Origin of the sequence: Muricoccus vinaceus (assembly GCF_042433125.1) — a bacterium.
GTDB lineage: Bacteria > Pseudomonadota > Alphaproteobacteria > Acetobacterales > Acetobacteraceae > Roseomonas > Roseomonas vinacea.
Genome location: NZ_JBHLVZ010000028.1, coordinates 1 through 13,947 on the forward strand (window position 1 = coordinate 1; position 13,947 = coordinate 13,947).

Consider the following 13,947-nt stretch of genomic DNA (forward strand, 5'->3'; position numbering starts at 1 on the left):
CCGGCTTGTAGAAGGCGTCACCCTCCGGCTTGGCGCTCATGCCATGGCCGCGCAGGTCGATCGCCACCATGCGGAACTCGCGGGCCAGTTCCGGGTCCCGCAACTGCCGGTCCCAGGAGAGGGCGGCCTGGGCGAAGCCGTGCAGGAACAGGATCGCGGGGCCCTGCGGATTGCCGAACTCGTAGGTCGCAAGCCGCACGCCGTCGGGCGAGGTGACGAAGCGCGGGACATAGGCCGCCCGTTCCGCCGGCGCGGGCGCCTGCTGTGCCCGGGCGGCCGCCACGGGCATCAGACCGAGGCCGATGGCGGCCGCTCCCCATCCCATCGCGTGCCGCCGACCTGCCGGATGCGCTTTCATCTCCGTCCCCTTTTCAACTGTTCCCTGGCGGCCGGCACGAGCCGGCCCTGCCGGGGTCCAGGCTGGCACCGATGAGGGTACGGCGAAAGCGAGGGGCAGGAGAGGCCCGCGTCAACGCGCCGGGCGCGGTTCGCCGTGGGGCCGGCCTACCACTCCACCCCGATCTTGCCGAAATGGCTCGCGCCTTCCTCGTGGCGGAAGGCATCGGCCAGGGCTTCCAGGGGAAAGGTGCGGTCGATCACCGGCCGCAGCGCGCCGCCGTCGAGGGCGCGCACGAAATCCTGCTGCTGGCGGCGGCTTCCCACGATCAGGCCTTGCAGCCGGGCCTGCTTCGCCATCAGCAGGGAGGTGGGGACCTCGCCGCCGCGCCCGGTGAGCACGCCGATCAGGGAGATGTGGCCACCGACGCGCACGGCCTGGATGGATTGCGGCAGGGTGCCGGGGCCGCCGACCTCCACCACGTGGTCCACGCCGCGCCCGCCGGTCAGTTCGCGCACGCGGGCGCCCCATTCGGGGGTGCTGCGGTAGTTCACCGTGTTGTCGGCGCCCAGCGCGCGGGCGCGCTCCAGCTTCTCGTCCGAGGAGGAGGTGATGATGACGCGGGCGCCGGCGAGCTTGGCCAGTTGCAGGGCGAAGATCGAGACGCCGCCGGTGCCGAGCGCCAGCACGGTGTCGCCGGGCTTCAGGCCGCCATCGACCACCAGGGCGCGCCAGGCGGTGAGCCCCGCGGTGGTGAGGGTGGCGGCCTCCAGGTGGCTGAAGCCATGGGGCGCGCGGGTGAAGGCGGTGGCGGGCAGGGTGACGAACTCCTGCGCGAAGCCGTCGATGCCGTCCCCGGGGGTGCGGGAGAAGTCGGCGATGGTAGGCGGGCCGTCCTGCCAGTCCGGGAAGAAGCAGGACACGACGTGGTCGCCGGGGGCGAAGTCGGTCACGCCCTCGCCCACGGCCTCCACCACGCCGGCGCCGTCGGCCATCAGCACGCGGCCATCGGCGGCGCGCATCTGGCCGGAGGCGACGCCGAGGTCGTGGAAGTTGAGCGAGGAGGCGTGGAGGGCGACGCGGATCTGCCCGGGGCCGGGGGGGCCCGGGTCGGGGCGGTCGGCAAGCTCGATCCGGTCCAGCCCGCCTTGCCCGGTCGCATCGGGCGCGCGTACCACCATTGCCTTCATCGTCGTCTCCATCGCGGGTTCCCCGGCGTAACGCCGGGGAACGGGATGGGTGGCGGCGTCATGCGCCGGGCCGCCGTTATGGGGCGCGGGCGAGGATGCGGCCGAAATCGCCGTCCAGCCCGGCGAGGGCGGCGTCGATCCGCCCGCGACGCTCGTTGATCCAGCCGGACTGGGCCGCCAGCCGGGCCTGCGCCGCGGCCAGCATGCGGGACATCTCGGCGGGCTGGGGGCCGCCGGCCGTCGCGCGGTTGCGGATGATGGCGACGGGGTCGAGCGTGTCACGGAACTCGGCCTCGCCCATGGGCAGCTCGGCGGGGGGAAGCCGCATCTCGCGCAGGGTTTCGCCGAAGATGCGGCGCGCCTCGGCGTAGGGGAAGTCGGCGGGGCGGATGTCGTGGGCCTTGGCGTGGTCCACCACCTCGGAGGCGAAGTGGTGGCCGACGCGGAAGGGCAGGCGGTACTTGCGCATCAGCACGTCCGCGATCTCCTGCGATGCCGTCCAGTCGCTGTTGAGTTCCTCCAGCGCGCGCGCGGGGCTGATGACCAGGGCCTTCAGCACGCGGTCCCACTGGTCCAGCAGGGTGGTGGCGCCGGCCGTGACGGCGGTGTTGTCGGCCACGCCCTTGGCGTCGCTCATGCCCGGCGGGATGTTGTGGCCCTGGATGGCGCGGCCGATGCCGAGCGTGACCACGCGGGAGGCCTGGGCGCGCGTGTCGTTGAGCAGGCCGGGGTTGCGCTTCTGCGGCATGGCCGAGGAGACGTAGGTGTTGCCGCCGCCTTCCTGCAGGAGGATCCAGGGGCGCGGGCCGGCATACTGGGTCATGACGTCCTCGACGAAGGCGCCGGCGTGCAGCGCGATGCCGGTCGCGACGGCGCCGATCTCGACGGGCATCTCGGCGGCCGCGATCTGGGCGGCGTCGTAGGCGTTCTCCACGGTGCCGGGGAAGCCGAGGTAATGCGCCATGCGGTCGCGGTTCAACGGCCAGCTCGTGCCATTGAGCACGGTGGTGCCCATGGGGGAGCGGTCGAGGCGGGCGAAGGCCTCGCGCAGGCGCTGGGCGTCGCGCTCCAGCCCGGCGATGTGGCCCAGCAGGTAATGGCCGTAGCTGTTGGGCTGGGCGGCCACGCCGTTGGTGTAGTTGGGCACGACCGTGCCGGCATGGGCCTCGGCCAGGCGGAGCATGGTCTCGGTGGTGCGCCGGAGCGCCTCCGCCATCCGCAGCAACTCGTCCCGCTGCATGGCGGCGCGGACGGTGGCGAGCATGTCCTGGCTGGAGCGGCCGGCATGCAGCAGCGTGGCCTCCACGCCCGCGGCCTCGATCAGCAGGGGCTCGAAGGTGATGACCAGGCTGGGGCGGCGGCCGTTGGGCTGGTCGCCCGCGCGCAGGACCTGGTTCAGCCCGGCGGCGATGCGGGGGGCGAGCGCCGGGTCCAGCAGGCCTTCCTCGGCGTTGATGACGGTGCTGGCCTTGTTGATCTCGCCCAGCCAGAAGAAGGGGTCGCGCCGGGGGGCGGCGGGGGCGGGCGCCGGGGTGCCCGGGGTGGCGGCCTGGGTGGCGCCCTGGCCGGGCGCCTGGCTGGCTGGCTGCCCCGCCGGCTGGGCGGAAAGCGGTGTTGTCGCGGCGCAGATGGCGGCCACTCCGAGGCTCATGATCCAGGGGCGCATGGCTTTTCCTCCCAGGCCGGGCCTTTGGCCGCAGCGCGTGGGCGCCCGTGTATCATTCGACCGCCGCCCACCCTATATCCCCGCCGCCATGCTGCGCCTCACCGAGATCAAGCTTCCCCTCGACCACGCCGACGACGCGCTGCGCGATGCCGTGGTCGCGCGGCTGGGCGTGCCGCCCGCGGATGTGCTGGACATCTCCATTTTCCGCCGTGGGCACGACGCGCGCCGGCGCGGGGCCATCACGCTGATCTACACGCTCGACGTGGCGCTGCGCGACGAGGCGGCGGTTCTGGTGGGGCTGGACGGGCACCGGCACGTCTCGGTGACGCCGGACACGCGATACCGCCTGCCGGCCGCGCCCCCTGCCCCGCCGCGGCTGCGCCCGGTGGTGGTGGGCGCCGGGCCCTGCGGGCTGTTCGCGATGCTGATCCTCGCTCAGATGGGGCTGCGGCCCATCCTGGTCGAGCGCGGGCGGGTTGTGCGCCAGCGCACGCAGGACACCTGGGGGCTCTGGAGGCGCTCCGTGCTCACGCCGGAGTCCAACGTGCAGTTCGGCGAGGGCGGCGCGGGCACCTTCTCGGACGGGAAGCTGTGGAGCGGGATCGGGGACAACGCGAACCGCATCCGCAAGGTGCTGGAGGAGTTCGTGCGGGCGGGAGCGCCGGAGGAGATCCTCTATGTCTCCAAGCCGCATATCGGGACCTTCCGGCTGGTCTCGATGGTGGAGCACATGCGGGCGGGGATCGAGGCGCTGGGCGGCGAATACCGCTTCGGGACGCGGGTGGAGGACGTGGCGCTGGATGCGGAGCGGCGCGTGCGCGGGCTGCATCTCTCGGACGGGTCCTTCCTGGAGGCGGATCACGTGGTGCTGGCGGTCGGGCATTCGGCGCGCGACACCTTCGCGATGCTGCACGACCGCGGCGTGTTCATGGAGGCGAAGCCCTTCTCGGTCGGCGTGCGGATCGAGCACCCGCAGGGGCTGATCGACCGCTGCCGCTTCGGGCCGCAGGCGGGGCATCCGGTGCTGGGGGCGGCGGACTACAAGCTGGTGCACCACTGCACGAGGCCCGAGGCCGAGGGGCGGGCGGTGTATTCCTTCTGCATGTGCCCGGGCGGCACGGTGGTGGCGGCGGCCTCCGAGCCCGGGCGCCTCGTCACGAACGGGATGAGCCAGTACTCGCGCAACGAGCGCAACGCGAATGCGGGGATCGTGGTGAGCATCACGCCCGAGCGGGACTATCCCGGTGGGCCGCTGGCGGGGATCGCCTTGCAGCGGGAGCTGGAGGAGCGGGCCTTCGTCGCGGGGGGCAGCGACTATCGCGCGCCGGCGCAGCGCGTGGGGGATTTCCTGGCGGGGCGGCCCTCGGCGGCGCTCGGGGCGGTGGTGCCCTCCTACAAGCCCGGCGTGACGCCGACGGATCTCGCGCTGTGCCTGCCGGACTTCGCGGTGGCGGCCATCCGCGAGGCCTTGCCGGCTTTCGACCGGCAGATCCGGGGCTTCGCCATGGAGGATGCCGTGATGACGGGGGTGGAGACGCGCACCTCCTCGCCGCTGCGGATCCGGCGGAACGAGACCGGACAGAGCCTGAACACGCCCGGGCTTTTCCCGGCCGGCGAGGGCGCGGGCTATGCGGGCGGCATCCTGTCCGCGGGGGTGGACGGCATCCGGGCGGCGGAGGCGGTGGCGGCGAGCCTTTCGGGGGTTTCGGTCCTGGGCGGGGCCGCCATGGTGCCGGCAGGGAACGGGGGCTGAATGGTGGAGTTCGCGCTGGACACCTTCGGGGATGTCACGCTGGGGCCGGACGGGCGGGCGCTGCCGCAGGCGCAGGTGATCCGGAACCTGGTGGAGGAGGCGGTGCTGGCCGATGGGCTGGGCATCGACTTCTTCGGGGTGGGCGAGCACCACCGCGACGACTTCGCGATCTCCGCGCCCGAGGTGGTGCTGGGGGCGATCGCGGCGCGGACGTCGCGCATCCGGCTGGGATCGGCGGTGACGGTGCTGAGCTCGGACGATCCGATCCGGGTGTTCCAGCGCTTCTCGACGCTGGACGCGGTGTCGGCGGGGCGGGCGGAGGTGATCCTGGGGCGAGGCTCCTTCACGGAGTCCTTTCCGCTGTTCGGCTTCGAGTTGGACCAGTACGAGACGCTGTTCGAGGAGAAGCTGGATCTTTTCGCGGCCGTGCGGTCGGGGGAGCCGGTGAGCTGGGAGGGGACGGTGCGCGCGCCGCTGGTGAACCAGCGCGTGTTCCCGCCGGTGGAGAACGGGCCGTTGCGCGCCTGGGTGGGCGTGGGCGGCAGCCCGAAATCGGTGATCCGGGCGGCGCGCTACGGGCTGCCGATGATGCTGGCGATCATCGGCGGCGATCCCGCGCGGTTCCGGCCCTATGTGGACCTGTACCACCAGGCGCTGGCGCAGTTCGGGCTGGGAGCCCAGCCGGTGGGCGTGCACTCGCACGGCTATGTGGCCGATAGCGACACCCAGGCGTGGGAGGAACTCTGGCCGCATTGGAAGGCGTCGCGCGACAGGATCGGGGCGGAACGCGGCTGGCCGGCGGCGCGGCCGGAGGACTTCGAGCGGGAGATCGCGGGCGGTTCGCTTTATCTCGGCTCGCCCGAAACGGTGGCGCGGCGGATCGCGGCGACGGTGGGCGCGCTGGAGTTGTCGCGCTTCGAGATGAAGTACAGCGCGGGGACGCTGCCGCATGAGCGGATGATGCGGAGCATCGAGCTGTATGGCGGCACGGTGGTGCCGATGGTCAAGGACATGCTGGCCTAGTCGGAAGCGCCGGCTTTCAGGAGCCTCACCGTTCTTCCGGGACCAGGTCTCGCCGCCTCTCGGGTGCGCGCCGCAGGGCGGTTGGCGAGGAGCGATGCTGATCCGTCGCCTCCGGCAGGGCAGATCCGCTGTTGGAAGGCACGCCCGGCGGTGCGCCGGGTGCCGTTCGCAGCGCCCCTGCAAGCCTGACCCAGGCCTGGTCCGCCACGAAGGCGATCAGGCAAGCGCTCGGGAAGAAGACGACGAACAGGTAGCGCACGTTCACATGCGTCAGCGTGTAGGGCGCCAGCGGCAGGAGCGTGAAGGCGAGCCAGACGAGGCGGTTGCGGTCCTTTGCTGCGACCACCAGCAGGCTGAGGAGCTTCGCGGCGCCGAAGGCGGCGTAGTAGTACCAGGCGAGGGCCGTGCCGAGCACGGGCACCCAGGGGATCATGCCCTGCGTCGGAAAGAAGACGAGCACGGCGCGTGCCAAGCTCAGCCCGGCAAAGGAAAGAGGGTGTTCGCTGATCCAGGCCAGCGCACGCTCGCGCATCAGCCCCATGAACTCGATCTCGCCGGCGCGGGCGATGGTCCGGGCCGATGGTTCCGAGGTGAAGGGGTGGATGGCGTCCAGGTTCGACGAACCGGAATCGCCCCGCGACTGCTCGTTGTTGCCCACCGCCATCTCCAGCCAGAAGTTGGAGCGGGTCATGGTGAAGGCGCCGATCTGCCCGGCGTTCCGGATGCCCCAGGGAACCAGGAAGGCCGCCATGATCGAGGCCGCCACGAGGATGGCCAGAAAAGCGGGGCGGTATCCCTGGCGGCGGGGGAGCGCGAACCAGAGGGCGAAAAGCATCGGCGGCAGCAGCGCGGGGGAAAGGAGCGTGCCGACGCCCGCGAGAACCGCGGCCGCGACGGTGGCGCGCAGCGAGCCGTCGGCTTCCCTGCCCAGGACGCGGTAGAGGGCATAGATCAGCAGGAAGGCGCTGAAGGGCTGGTCCCACTGGCGGCAGTCCACGACGGACTCGCTCAGGTAGACCGGGACGAGGCAGGTGAGGAGGATCGCCACCGCCATGCCCGGCCGGCCGAACCGCAGGATCTGGCCGATGCGCAGGACGTAATAGGTGCTGGCGGCCCAGAGCGCGGTGCAGACGACGCTCAGGGCGATGCGCGCGGCATGGGTGTATTCGCCGAGCAGCAGGAACACGGCCGCCAGATAGCCGGTGTGCACCGGCGACACATGGGCGGTGGGGCCGGTGGGGATGAGGTACGGATTGCCCAGCAGCCCCGTGTTCAGCAGGCTGACCGCCGCGCGCCCCGTTTCCCCAAGGCCCGCATTCGCATCCGCGTAGCCGATGGCGAGCATCAGGCCGAGGAGAACCGGGATGGCGATGGCAACGAAGGGAAAGGCGTGCAGCGTCCGGGCCGTCATTCGTGCGCGTCCACCCGGAGCCTGTCGTAGGAGCCGGCGGCGGGTATGGCGAGGTAGCTGAGGCGCTTCATCTCGCGCCGGCCATTGGTGACGGTGTCGAGGATCACGCCGCAGACCAGGCTCAGGGATGCGAGAACCATGGTGCCGGTTGCGAGAAGCGCCGTGGGCAGGCGGGGCACGAGGCCCGTTTCGAGAAAGAACAGGAGAACCGGGGCGATCATCGCCAGGGATGCGAGGAACAACGCGAGCGAGATGGACCCGAACAGCGCGAGGGGCCGTTCCTCCTTCACGAGGCGGACGATCATCCGCAGCACGCGGAAGCCGTCGTGGTAGGTGCGGAGCTTGCTGACCGAGCCTTCCGGCCGGTCCTTGTAGGCGGACTTCACCTCGGCGATGGGCATGCGCAGTTCGAGCGCGTGCACCGTGAGTTCCGTCTCCGTCTCGAAGCCCGACGAAAGCGCGGGAAAGCTCTTGACGAAGCGGCGGGAGAAAACCCGGTAGCCCGAGAGCATGTCGTTGATGCGGCTGCCGAAGATGGACCCGACCAGGCTTGTCAGGAGCCTGTTTCCGAAGCGATGCCCGCGCCGGTACGCGGCGGCGATGTCGGTGACGCGCGCGGCGTTGACCATGTCCAGATGCTCGCTCCAGAGGCGCCGGACGAGCTCGGGGGCGATCTTCGGGTCGTAGGTGCCGTCCCCGTCCACGAGGAGGTACACGTCGGCCTCGATGTCCGCGAACATGCGGCGGACGACGTTGCCCTTCCCTTGCAGCGGTTCGTGCTGCACGACCGCGCCGGCCGCCCGGGCCCGCTCCACCGTCCGGTCGTTGGAGTTGTTGTCGTAGACATGGACGGTGGCGCCCGGGAGGGCTGCGGAGAAGTCGCGCACCACGTCCGCGATCGTTGCTTCCTCGTTGTAGCAGGGAACGAGCACGGCCACGCGTGGCACCGGACCGAGCTTGGTCGGGGTAAACATGCATCAACTCCTCGGAGCGGCTGGGGCAACGCAGGACGGCCGCAGCACCGGAGTATCCGTAGAAATGTTCAGGCCGTAATGAATTTTGCGTCAGTAATATATATTTTTAATATTATTGAGACAATCCAACGGGGTGGGTTTGGCTTGAGAGAAGCATCTCTGCCCAGGAAGCTGCGGCGGCGCCGGCTCCAGCTACCTCTCGGCCGCTGCGACGGGTTGGTCCCGGCCCTGCGCCTGCCGCACGGGGGCAGGCAGCCGGTCCGGCCCGCGCGGCGGAACCCGCGGGGTGGAATCGGCGTTGCCCTTGCGTCATGGCCGGTGATCCGCTTGCCACGTATCGCGCAAGGCGCGACTTCCGCCGCTCCCCGGAGCCGGAGGGGCTGGCGCCCGCGCGGGGTGCGGGGGCGCGGCTTTCCTTTGTGGTGCAGAAGCACGACGCCACGCGGATGCATCAGGACCTCCGGCTGGAACTGGGCGGGGTGCTGCGATCCTGGGCGGTGACGCGGCGCCCGAGCCTGGATCCGGCCGATAAGCGCCTGGCCGAGGAGGTGGAGGACCATCCGCTGGAATACGGGCGCTTCGAGGGCCGCATCGCGGAGGGCTATGGCGCCGGCACGGTGATGCTGTGGGACCGGGGGACCTGGACGCCGGCATCGGATGATCCGGAGGCGGGGCGCCTGCGCTTCAGGCTGGATGGAGAGCGGCTGCGGGGCGGCTGGCACCTCGTGCGGATGCGATCACGCGGCCCGGCGCGGGGGGCGCGCTGCTGGAGGAGGCTGCCGCTTCGGTCAGCACGGGGCGGGACATGGCGGCCATCGCGGGCAGGGTGGCGACGGCGAAGCCCGAGCCCCGGAAGCCCGGCGCCCGGAAGGATCCCCAGGCGAAGGCGGCCGGGGCAATGGTCGCAGGCATCGCGCTGACGCGTCCGGAGCGGGTCTATCGGTCGGAGGCGGGCATCACGACGCTCGACCTGGCCCGGTACCTGGAGGCGGTCGCGCCCCGGTTGCTGCCGATATCGCGGGCCGGCCGCTGTCCCTGCTGCGGGCGCCCGACGGAGTCGGCGGGCAGCACGCGCCCTGCCGAAGAAGGCGTGAACGGGAGGCCTGGACCTCCCATTCGCGCTGTTTGTTCCCGCCGGGGCTACTGCTTGCCGCTGCCGGGCTCGGCCATGCCGCGGTGAAGGGCCGCGGTGACGCCGGCCGGAAGCACGTTGGCGACGGCGGACTGGATCTTGTTCTTCCAGCCGCTGACCACGTCCCCCTCGCCCTTCAGCATGGCCTCGAAGCCGACGCGGGCGACCATGCCGGCATCGTCCTTCTTGGCCTGGCCGACGGAGGTGTCCATCAGCTCGCCGCGCTCGAAGAACTCGGTCTCGGTCGGGCCGGGCATCAGGCAGGTGACGGTGATGCCCGTGTCCTTCAGCTCGTCGCGCAGCGCGAAGGAGAAGGAGTTCAGGAAGGACTTGGTGCCGTTGTAGACCGCCTGGAAGCTGCCGGGCATGAAGCCGGCGATCGAGCCGGTGATGAGGATCTTGCCGGCGTTGCGGGCACGCATCTCCTGCCCGACCTTGTGGATCAGGTAGATCGTGCCGGTGATGTTGGTGTCCACGACCTGGCGCGCTTCGTTGAAGTCCTGGTCGAGGAAGCCGTGGCCGAGGCCGCGGCCGGCATTGGCGAGGAGCGCCTCCACCGGGCGGCCGCGCACGGCGGCGAGGAGCTTGTCCACGCCTTCCGTGGTGGAAAGGTCGGCCTGCACGGTGTCCACATTGGCGCCGAGCGCGCGGAGTTCCGTGGCGGCGGCCTCGATCTCCGGCTCGTCGGCGGCGATCAGCAGGTCGTAGCCGTGGTTGGCCGCTTCCTTGGCGAGTTCGCGGCCGATGCCGGTGGAAGCACCGGTGACGAGCGCGAGCGGACGGATGGCCTGGGCCATGATGGGTTCTCCTTGGAAGGAAAGAGGGATCAGGGCTTCAGGACGACCTTGATGCAGCCGTCCTTCTTGTCGCGGAAGGTCTTGTAGAGATCGGGGCCTTCCTCGAGCGAGGCCGTGTGGGTGATCACGAAGGAGGGGTCGATCTCGCCCTTCTGGATGCGCTCCAGCAGGATCGGCATGTAGTGCTGCACGGGGGTCTGGGCCATGCGGAAGGTCAGGCCGCGGTTGATGGCGGAGCCGAAGGGGATCTTGTCCAGCAGGCCGCCGTAGACGCCGATGATGGAGACGACGCCGAAGTTGCGGCAGCAGTGGATCGCCTGGCGCAGCACGTGCGGGCGGTCGGTGCCCATGAAGGTCGCGACCTTGATGCGGTCGATGACAGAATCGAAGCTCGCGGTGCCATCGGCCTCGGTGCCCACGGCATCGATGCAGGCGTCGGCGCCGCGCCCCTTGGTCAGCTCCTGGATCGCGTCGTAGACATCCACGTCGTGGAAATCGAGCGTGATGGCGCCGGCGGCGCGCGCCATGGCGAGGCGCTCGGGCACGGTGTCGATCGCGATGACGCGCTCGGCGCCGAGCAGGAAGGCGCTGCGGATGGCCATCTGGCCGACGGGCCCGCAACCCCAGATGGCGATCGTCTCGCCGCCCTGGATGTTGCAGAATTCGGCGCCCATGTAGCCGGTGGGGAAGATGTCGGACAGGAACAGCGCCTGCTCGTCCGTCATGCCATCCGGCACCTTGATGTGGCCGACATCGGCGTAGGGCACGCGCACGTATTCGGCCTGCCCGCCGGCATAGCCGCCGAGGATGTGGGAATAGCCGAAGAGGCCGGCCGGCGAATGGCCCCAGAGCTTCTCGGCGGTCTTCGCGTTGCGGTTGGACCGCTCGCAGCCGGAGAAGAAGCCCTTCTGGCAGAAGAAGCACTCGCCGCAGGAGATGGTGAAGGGGATCACCACTCGGTCGCCGACCTTCAGCTTCTTGTTGTCCTTGCCGACCTCGACGACCTCGCCCATGCATTCGTGGCCGACGATGTCGCCGCGCTCCATGCCCGGGATCATGCCGTCCATGATGTGCAGGTCCGAGCCGCAGATGGCGCAGGAGGAGACCTTGATGATGGCGTCGCGGCCATCCTCGATCTTGGGGTCGGGCACGGTGTCGCACCGCATGTCGTTCTTGCCGTGCCAGGTGATCGCTCTCATGCGGAAGTCCTTTTCTGCGTGGGGCGGGCTGCGCCGCCTGGGGGGGGAGGCGCCAGGGGGGCTGTTGCGCGGGATCAACGCGCCAGGGGCGGGTAATGCTGCACAATAGAACACGGGGCCGTCCGGCGAGGGCGGCGGCCGCATGGAAGCGGGGGAGGCGGGATGGGGCGGCCTGGACTGGATGAGCTGAACGGCATGGCGGCCGGGGATTTCGCCCGTGCGCTGGACGGGGTGTTCGAGCACGCGCCCTGGGTGGCCGCGCGGGCGGCCGCGGGGCGCCCCTATGGCAGCGTGGAGGCGCTCCATGCGGGGCTGATGGCGGCGGTGCGCGCGGCCGGGGAGGAGGAGCGGCGGCGCTTCCTGAACGGGCATCCGGAACTGGCGGCGGGGGCGCTGCCGGCGGGGCTGACGGAGGCCTCCCGCCAGGAGCAGGGCGGGGCGGGGCTGGGGGATGCGGCGGGGGCGGAGGAGGTGTCGCGGCTGAACGCGGCCTACCGGGCGCGGCACGGCATTCCCTTCATGATCTGCCTGCGGCGCCACACGGCGGCGGATGTGCTGCGCCGGTTCCGGGCGCGGCTGGAACGCGGCACGGCGGAGGAGCGGGCGGCGGCGCTCGACGAGGTCGGCCACGTGTCGCGGCTGCGGCTGGCGGCCCGTGTGGCGGCCCCGGACGCCACGCCGCCGCGCGGGGCGCTGGTGCTGCGGGTGGAGGAACCGGCGCCGGAGATGGTTCTGGAGGCGGAGGGCGTGGCCGCCGGCACCTGGCGGGTGGAGGGCAAGGCCCGGCTGCTGGAGGGGGAGGCCTTCAGGGCCGGGCATTACGCCCTGCGGATCGCGGGGGCCGTGCTGCCCTTCGCGATCCGCGATCCCGGGCGGGACCTTTGCCTCCGCCTGCTGCGCGGGGCGGAGGGGTGGCGGCTGGAGGCCTAGGCGTTCACCACGTCGCCGCCATTGGGGTGCAGCACCTGGCCGTTGATGTAGGAGCTGTCCGCCTCGGAGGCGAGGAAGATGTAGCTCGGCGCCACCTCGTCCGGCTGTCCGGCGCGGCCCATCTTGGCGGAGGAGCCGTGCTTGGCCGATTCCTCGTCGGTGAAGCTGGCGGGGATCAGGGGCGTCCAGATCGGGCCGGGTGCCACGGCGTTCACGCGGATCTTGCGGTTCTCGAACAGCTGCTGCGACAGGCTGCGCGTGAAGGCCAGGATGGCGCCCTTGGTGCTGGAATAGTCGATCAGCTGCGGGCTGCCCTTGTAGGCGGTGACGGAGGTGGTGTTGATGATCGTGCTCCCCTCCGGCATGTGCGCCAGCGCGTTCTTGGCCACCCAGAAGTAGCCGAAGATGTTGGTGCGGAAGGTGCGCTCGACCTGGGCCTCATCGATGGTGGCGAAGTCCTTGTTCTCGTGCTGCTCGGCGGCGTTGTTCACCAGCACGTCGATGCGCCCGCCGAGGAACTGCGCGGCGCGGGAGACGGCGTCGCGCACGAAGGCGATCTCGCCGACATCGCCGGCGATGGTTTCGCAGCGCCGGCCGGCGGCCTCCACCAGGCGCTTGGTGTCGGCCGCGTCCTCGTGCTCGTCCTTGTAGAAGATCACGACGTCGGCGCCTTCCTTGGCGAAGCCGATGGCCACCGCGCGGCCGATGCCGGAGTCGCCGCCGGTCACGAGGGCCTTCTTGCCCTCCAGCTTGCCGGAGGCCTTCCAGTTCTCCATCGAGGACTGGGGCCGGGGCGTCATCTCGGCCTCGATGCCGGGCTGGCGGTCCTGGTGTTGCGGGCGCTGGGGGGTCTTCTGGTCGTCGGGCATGGGGCGGGTCCTTCGGGCGAGCCGGGAGAACGGGCCGGATGCGGAGGCAGTTTCGTCCGACGGAACAGAATGGACGGTTAAGTGATTGATTAACCTATGTGGTCCGGCAGAAATCAGGCCTTGCGCATGAAAAGGACGGGCATGGAAAGCCCGCCCGGCAGCGGGCGCTCGCCCGGGCGGTCGGGGGCGTAGCCGAGACTTTCATAGAAAGGGACGGCGTTCAGATAGGCACGAAGGGTGAAGCGGGTGTGGCCCGCCGTGCGGGCGCGGTGTTCGGCGGCCTGGACCAGGCGGGTGGCCAGGCCCCGGCGGGCGGCGGTGGGATGGACGAAGACCTTGCGGATGCGGCCCAGCCCTTCCCCCTGCCCCAGCCATCCGGCGCTGCCGAGAAGGGCACCCCCCTCCCCTTCCGCCACCCAGACATCGCTTTCGGCGACTTCGGCGGCGTAGCCGGGGGCCTGCAGCATGGCGGTGTAGGCGGGGACCAGGCTGGGCGGGTAGGCGGTTGCCAGCGCCGCGAAGGAGGCGGCCTGCATGGCGACGAGGGCGGGCATTTCTTCCGCGCGCAGCGGGCGGAGGGTGGGAGATGTCATCGCGGGCTCCTGAACTCGACCCGGGCTGCGGGCGGGCGCAGGATCGGCGCTGGAGAGGGGCCCGCCAAGGGCC

At 71.0% G+C, this 13,947-nt stretch carries 13 protein-coding genes; 4 read left to right on the top strand and 9 right to left on the bottom strand.

The annotated features are described in order from the left end of the window. The 3 genes from ACFFIC_RS12180 to ACFFIC_RS12190 form a co-directional block, all read right to left on the bottom strand. Nucleotides 1-358, bottom strand: a 358-nt coding sequence (locus ACFFIC_RS12180) for an alpha/beta fold hydrolase (RefSeq protein ID WP_377050628.1), incomplete at its 3' end; no start/stop codon positions are given. Between the two features lie 146 nt (nucleotides 359-504). Continuing rightward, complete coding sequence (locus tag ACFFIC_RS12185) at nucleotides 505-1,539, bottom strand: zinc-dependent alcohol dehydrogenase family protein (protein WP_377050630.1); 1,035 nt, start codon at nucleotides 1,537-1,539, stop codon at nucleotides 505-507. Nucleotides 1,540-1,603: 64 nt separating this feature from the next. After that, nucleotides 1,604-3,193, bottom strand: coding sequence for a lyase family protein (locus ACFFIC_RS12190; protein ID WP_377050632.1), 1,590 nt, complete (start codon nucleotides 3,191-3,193; stop codon nucleotides 1,604-1,606). 88 nt (nucleotides 3,194-3,281) lie between these two features. Here ACFFIC_RS12190 and ACFFIC_RS12195 point away from each other — a divergent pair, with 88 nt between their 5' ends. After that, the gene (locus tag ACFFIC_RS12195) at nucleotides 3,282-4,946 is read left to right on the top strand and encodes an NAD(P)/FAD-dependent oxidoreductase (RefSeq protein WP_377050692.1); all 1,665 of its coding nucleotides are present in this window, start codon (nucleotides 3,282-3,284) and stop codon (nucleotides 4,944-4,946) included. Beyond that, nucleotides 4,947-5,969, top strand: coding sequence for an LLM class flavin-dependent oxidoreductase (locus tag ACFFIC_RS12200; RefSeq protein ID WP_377050634.1), 1,023 nt, complete (start codon nucleotides 4,947-4,949; stop codon nucleotides 5,967-5,969). It begins immediately after the preceding gene. A gap of 25 nt (nucleotides 5,970-5,994) precedes the next feature. On the opposite strand, the gene ACFFIC_RS12205 is transcribed toward ACFFIC_RS12200, so the two are convergent. Together ACFFIC_RS12205 and ACFFIC_RS12210 are read right to left on the bottom strand one after the other, a co-directional pair. Beyond that, complete coding sequence (locus tag ACFFIC_RS12205; protein ID WP_377050636.1) at nucleotides 5,995-7,380, bottom strand: hypothetical protein; 1,386 nt, start codon at nucleotides 7,378-7,380, stop codon at nucleotides 5,995-5,997. Beyond that, nucleotides 7,377-8,354, bottom strand: a complete 978-nt coding sequence (locus tag ACFFIC_RS12210; protein WP_377050638.1) for a glycosyltransferase — start codon at nucleotides 8,352-8,354, stop codon at nucleotides 7,377-7,379. The genes ACFFIC_RS12205 and ACFFIC_RS12210 overlap by 4 nt, the downstream gene beginning before the upstream one ends. Nucleotides 8,355-8,665: 311 nt before the next feature. Here ACFFIC_RS12210 and ACFFIC_RS12215 point away from each other — a divergent pair, with 311 nt between their 5' ends. Next, on the top strand, nucleotides 8,666-9,274 hold the full coding sequence (locus tag ACFFIC_RS12215; RefSeq protein ID WP_377050640.1) for a DNA polymerase ligase N-terminal domain-containing protein: 609 nt from the start codon (nucleotides 8,666-8,668) through the stop codon (nucleotides 9,272-9,274). Nucleotides 9,275-9,494: 220 nt separating this feature from the next. Here ACFFIC_RS12215 and ACFFIC_RS12220 read toward each other — a convergent pair whose 3' ends face one another. Beyond that, complete coding sequence (locus ACFFIC_RS12220) at nucleotides 9,495-10,283, bottom strand: SDR family NAD(P)-dependent oxidoreductase (protein ID WP_377050642.1); 789 nt, start codon at nucleotides 10,281-10,283, stop codon at nucleotides 9,495-9,497. Nucleotides 10,284-10,312: 29 nt separating this feature from the next. Further along, nucleotides 10,313-11,482 carry a zinc-dependent alcohol dehydrogenase gene (locus ACFFIC_RS12225; RefSeq protein ID WP_377050644.1) on the bottom strand — a complete coding sequence of 390 codons (1,170 nt, stop codon included), beginning with the start codon at nucleotides 11,480-11,482 and terminating at the stop codon, nucleotides 10,313-10,315. 162 nt (nucleotides 11,483-11,644) lie between these two features. Here ACFFIC_RS12225 and uraD point away from each other — a divergent pair, with 162 nt between their 5' ends. Next, nucleotides 11,645-12,412, top strand: coding sequence for a 2-oxo-4-hydroxy-4-carboxy-5-ureidoimidazoline decarboxylase (uraD, locus tag ACFFIC_RS12230; protein WP_377050646.1), 768 nt, complete (start codon nucleotides 11,645-11,647; stop codon nucleotides 12,410-12,412). Here the strand turns inward: uraD and ACFFIC_RS12235 are convergent. Further along, the gene (locus tag ACFFIC_RS12235; protein WP_377050648.1) at nucleotides 12,409-13,281 is read right to left on the bottom strand and encodes an SDR family oxidoreductase; all 873 of its coding nucleotides are present in this window, start codon (nucleotides 13,279-13,281) and stop codon (nucleotides 12,409-12,411) included. The two genes, uraD and ACFFIC_RS12235, sit on opposite strands and share 4 nt — an antisense overlap. A 113-nt stretch (nucleotides 13,282-13,394) precedes the next feature. After that, a complete protein-coding gene (locus ACFFIC_RS12240; protein ID WP_377050650.1) occupies nucleotides 13,395-13,874 on the bottom strand; it encodes a GNAT family N-acetyltransferase in 480 nt (159 codons plus the stop codon). Nucleotides 13,875-13,947 lie beyond the last annotated feature (73 nt).

Coding starts and splice junctions, on each gene's coding strand:
- uraD (WP_377050646.1), top strand. CDS start 11,645: ATGGGGCGGCCTGGACTGGATGAGCTGAACGGCATGGCGGCCGGGGAT.
- ACFFIC_RS12220 (WP_377050642.1), bottom strand. CDS start 10,283: ATGGCCCAGGCCATCCGTCCGCTCGCGCTCGTCACCGGTGCTTCCACC.
- ACFFIC_RS12205 (WP_377050636.1), bottom strand. CDS start 7,380: ATGACGGCCCGGACGCTGCACGCCTTTCCCTTCGTTGCCATCGCCATC.
- ACFFIC_RS12240 (WP_377050650.1), bottom strand. CDS start 13,874: ATGACATCTCCCACCCTCCGCCCGCTGCGCGCGGAAGAAATGCCCGCC.
- ACFFIC_RS12185 (WP_377050630.1), bottom strand. CDS start 1,539: ATGGAGACGACGATGAAGGCAATGGTGGTACGCGCGCCCGATGCGACC.
- ACFFIC_RS12190 (WP_377050632.1), bottom strand. CDS start 3,193: ATGCGCCCCTGGATCATGAGCCTCGGAGTGGCCGCCATCTGCGCCGCG.
- ACFFIC_RS12195 (WP_377050692.1), top strand. CDS start 3,282: ATGCTGCGCCTCACCGAGATCAAGCTTCCCCTCGACCACGCCGACGAC.
- ACFFIC_RS12215 (WP_377050640.1), top strand. CDS start 8,666: ATGGCCGGTGATCCGCTTGCCACGTATCGCGCAAGGCGCGACTTCCGC.
- ACFFIC_RS12235 (WP_377050648.1), bottom strand. CDS start 13,281: ATGCCCGACGACCAGAAGACCCCCCAGCGCCCGCAACACCAGGACCGC.
- ACFFIC_RS12200 (WP_377050634.1), top strand. CDS start 4,947: ATGGTGGAGTTCGCGCTGGACACCTTCGGGGATGTCACGCTGGGGCCG.
- ACFFIC_RS12210 (WP_377050638.1), bottom strand. CDS start 8,354: ATGTTTACCCCGACCAAGCTCGGTCCGGTGCCACGCGTGGCCGTGCTC.
- ACFFIC_RS12225 (WP_377050644.1), bottom strand. CDS start 11,482: ATGAGAGCGATCACCTGGCACGGCAAGAACGACATGCGGTGCGACACC.